Source organism: Stieleria sp., assembly GCF_041595215.1.
GTDB lineage: Bacteria > Planctomycetota > Planctomycetia > Pirellulales > Pirellulaceae > Stieleria > Stieleria magnilauensis.
The window spans coordinates 1-2,993 of sequence record NZ_JBFHKV010001050.1 but is presented as its reverse complement, the minus strand read 5'-3'; the positions used below and the strand labels follow the sequence as shown (position 1 = coordinate 2,993).

3 protein-coding genes are annotated in these 2,993 nt (G+C 59.4%); 1 reads left to right on the top strand and 2 read right to left on the bottom strand.

Annotated elements, in window-relative coordinates:
- Together ABX749_RS27865 and ABX749_RS27860 are read right to left on the bottom strand one after the other, a co-directional pair.
- Nucleotides 1-1,291: PAS domain-containing protein (locus tag ABX749_RS27865; RefSeq protein ID WP_372898906.1), on the bottom strand; the 1,291-nt coding region annotated here is incomplete at its 3' end.
- Complete coding sequence (locus tag ABX749_RS27860; RefSeq protein WP_145220373.1) at nt 1,288-1,908, bottom strand: RedB; 621 nt, start codon at nt 1,906-1,908, stop codon at nt 1,288-1,290. The genes ABX749_RS27865 and ABX749_RS27860, both read right to left, overlap by 4 nt.
- 295 nt (nt 1,909-2,203) lie before the next feature.
- Here ABX749_RS27860 and ABX749_RS27855 point away from each other — a divergent pair, with 295 nt between their 5' ends.
- Nucleotides 2,204-2,938, top strand: a complete 735-nt coding sequence (locus ABX749_RS27855; protein WP_372898905.1) for a cupin domain-containing protein — start codon at nt 2,204-2,206, stop codon at nt 2,936-2,938.
- Nucleotides 2,939-2,993 lie beyond the last annotated feature (55 nt).

The window sequence follows — 2,993 nt, the reverse complement described above, 5'->3', positions numbered from 1 at the left end:
GGACAAATTCCGCGAACGACGTTTCGTATTCGGAAATCAGGTCGGTCGCCTTCTCCAGATTCTGTAGCGCGCTGTTGGAGAATTGTTTTCTGATGATCGACGCGGAAACGTTCACGCTGTTGAGGATATTGCCGACGTTATGAAGTACCCCGGTGGCGACCTCGGCCATTCCGGCTTGGCGGGAGGCGTCGACGATTTCCTGTTGCAGGACTTTGTTTTGCCGCTCGGCTTCGACGCGATCGGTGATGTCACTCTGGATGCTGATGAAACGCTGCGTGGTGTCGTTGTCGCCGGGAATCGGGCGCAACTCGATCGCCAACCAGAACGGCGTTCCGTCTTTGCGGTAACTGATGATTTCCGTGTTGAATGCCTGTCTCGTCTCGATGGCTCGACGCATGGCCGACAATGCCTGGGGGCAGGTTTGTTCGCCGGATCGAAATCCAGATTGTGGAGCACCGATGATCTCGTCGGATTCGAATCCCGTGATCCGCGTGTAGCCTTCGTTGACCCATTCGACATTCGCATCGCCGTCGGTGATCGCAACGGCGTTGTCGGTGTACTTGGCGACCAAAGCCAGTTTCTCCGCTTCGGCCGTTTTGATCGCCAACAGCAGGTTTGCCTTGACCAGGTCCTTGGTTCGTTCTTCGACTTTCAGATCGACCGACCGTTTGGCATCCTCGATTTCCGTTTGACGCGCGCAAAGCTCGCGGATGTCGTTTCGCAATCGCCGGCAGCCGGGCGCCAGAAACGCGACTTCGAACAGCACCCACAGTGCGTGTTCAATCCAGCGGTAGGGGCTTTCGGTCACGATCCCGAAGGCCGATAGCGGATAAAAGACGCCGCGAACAAAGTGGTCGACCGCGATGACGGCGGTCGCGGTGATCAAGATCGTCCAGTCCCGATAGATGCTCAGGATGGCCAGCGAAGCAAACACATGGAAATGGGTTTCAATGCGGCCGCCGGACAGATGAATCAGCAACGCCGACCACAACATTTGCGTCGTCGCCACCACGTGTCGCGAGTGGGCGGCGGTGGGATAGGTTCGCAGCCACAGGATCGCGAAACCCGATAGCGAGCCGCCGATCAGGATCGACGCCCAGACATGCACGTGCAGTTCGAAATGATTGCCGATCCAGGTCAGTGGAGAATAGAACGCGGCGAACGCGATTCCGGCCAACCATTGGGCGACCATCAGCCATTGGATGAATCCGTTGACGCGTAAGCATTCCTTCTGGTAACGCGCTTTGAATAGCGTGTCGGTACTGTCGATCGTCCGCCGGATCTCGCTCACCGTTGCGGCTCCCGGTCGAAGACGATCGAACATCCGAAGACGGGCCATTGTCCGCAGCCGTCCGGCTGGTCATTGATGCGACGCAGCAGGTCCAGCGACGAGGGGCTGTCGCCTTCGTGTCCGCGGTAGGGGGTGATTCCGCCACTGAAGGTCAACCGGCCACCGGCGTCATAAAGCAGCAGATGCCCGGAGACGAGGGCACCGAATCGTTCACTCAGCTTGCCACCCCGGTCGATCACGGTCTGCGTGCCGGTCAGACTGGTTAGTGCCGTCGTGGTGCGAGACTCGATCCACGCGTCGTCCTGCTCTGGCGGGCAATATGCAACCGCGATGATCCGCAGCGTCGGTTGAAAACGCGGGTGCAGTCGTTCCAGGACCCGTACCGTGGCCGCCGTGCAGGGGCATTTCGGGTGGTAGAAAACCAGCAACGTTGGCATGTCGCCCGCCGGGACATCGGCCGTCCACGACGCATCGAAACTTGCCAGGCTGGTCAGTTGACGCGGGGCCTGTCCTGCCCGGCCGGGACGGCTGGAATAGTCGGTCAACTGAATGAAGCCGATCGCCGACATCGAAAACAATGCGACAAACGTCATCAGTAGAATCGGCCGTGAATTCATCCCGCTATTCCTCGGTATTGCCCCGTGTTAATAGAAGCTGTTGGTCGTCGCTTGGCTGATGGCAACCGATTGGCACCGGGTTGAGGGGAATCCCGAAAGCGGGGCGCCCGGCGCGGCGGAGCGAGTCGGCTCAGATCGTTTGGGGCGGTCATGCCCCTCGTGTTTTGTCCAGATAACGCACTCGTCTGATCCTCCGCATCGTCGATTCGGTGCGTGCCTCGTCACCCCCGGTGAGTTCCGTTATCCTTGAAGGCCGTTTGCGATCCCTTCTCTCCACCCACGCAAGCTGAGACCGATGGATCAACAGACTGACGCCGTTTCCCTGTTTGCCGCACAGACGCGACCGCTCTGTGATTTGTCGGATTCGTCGTTCCCCTCGGTGCTCTACGGCTGGGATGATGAATCGCTGTCGCTGGGATCGGACGCGACGCACTACGGGTTTGTGCAACGCGGCAGTGTGTCATTGAAATGGGGCGGACACGAGTTTCGATTGACCGCCGGAATGTACTTCGGTGTGCCGGGAGAATGCCGGATCGAGGGATCCGGCAGCGGGTTCGTCGCTTCGCGAATCGGTTATCGCGGGCTGTTTCAACTGGGCGGTCCGATTGAATCGACGGGCCGCTTGCGGTACATCGATGGCTGCAGCGATACCTTGTTGATCGGTCCGGCCGTCAAGGGCGACCCCTGTTTGAATCTGCTGCATATTCCACCGCACACGCAACAGACTGCCCATACCCATCCGACGGTTCGTTTCGGGATGATCGTCGGCGGCCAAGGCGTCTGCCGGTCGCCGAATCAAGCATGGGCACTGCAGCCCGGAATGATTTTTTCGATTCGTCCCGAAGGCATCCACAGCTTCAACACCACGCATGATCCGTTGCTCGTCATCGCTTGGCATCCCGACAGCGATTGCGGTCCGACCCACGGGGATCATCCGATGATCAACCGCACCGTGATCGACGGTGTTTCGGCGGCCCAGCGACAGCGGAATCGCGAGGCATTCTGTACGCCGGCGGACGCTCGATCATGAAATGTCCAAAGTGCCCGCACAACCAATCGGTCAAATCGGGGATGAAGTGCGCGTC

Bases quoted from the DNA above. Each gene is read 5' to 3' on its own strand.
- ABX749_RS27860 (WP_145220373.1), bottom strand. From the start codon at position 1,908: ATGAATTCACGGCCGATTCTACTGATGACGTTTGTCGCATTGTTTTCG.
- ABX749_RS27855 (WP_372898905.1), top strand. From the start codon at position 2,204: ATGGATCAACAGACTGACGCCGTTTCCCTGTTTGCCGCACAGACGCGA.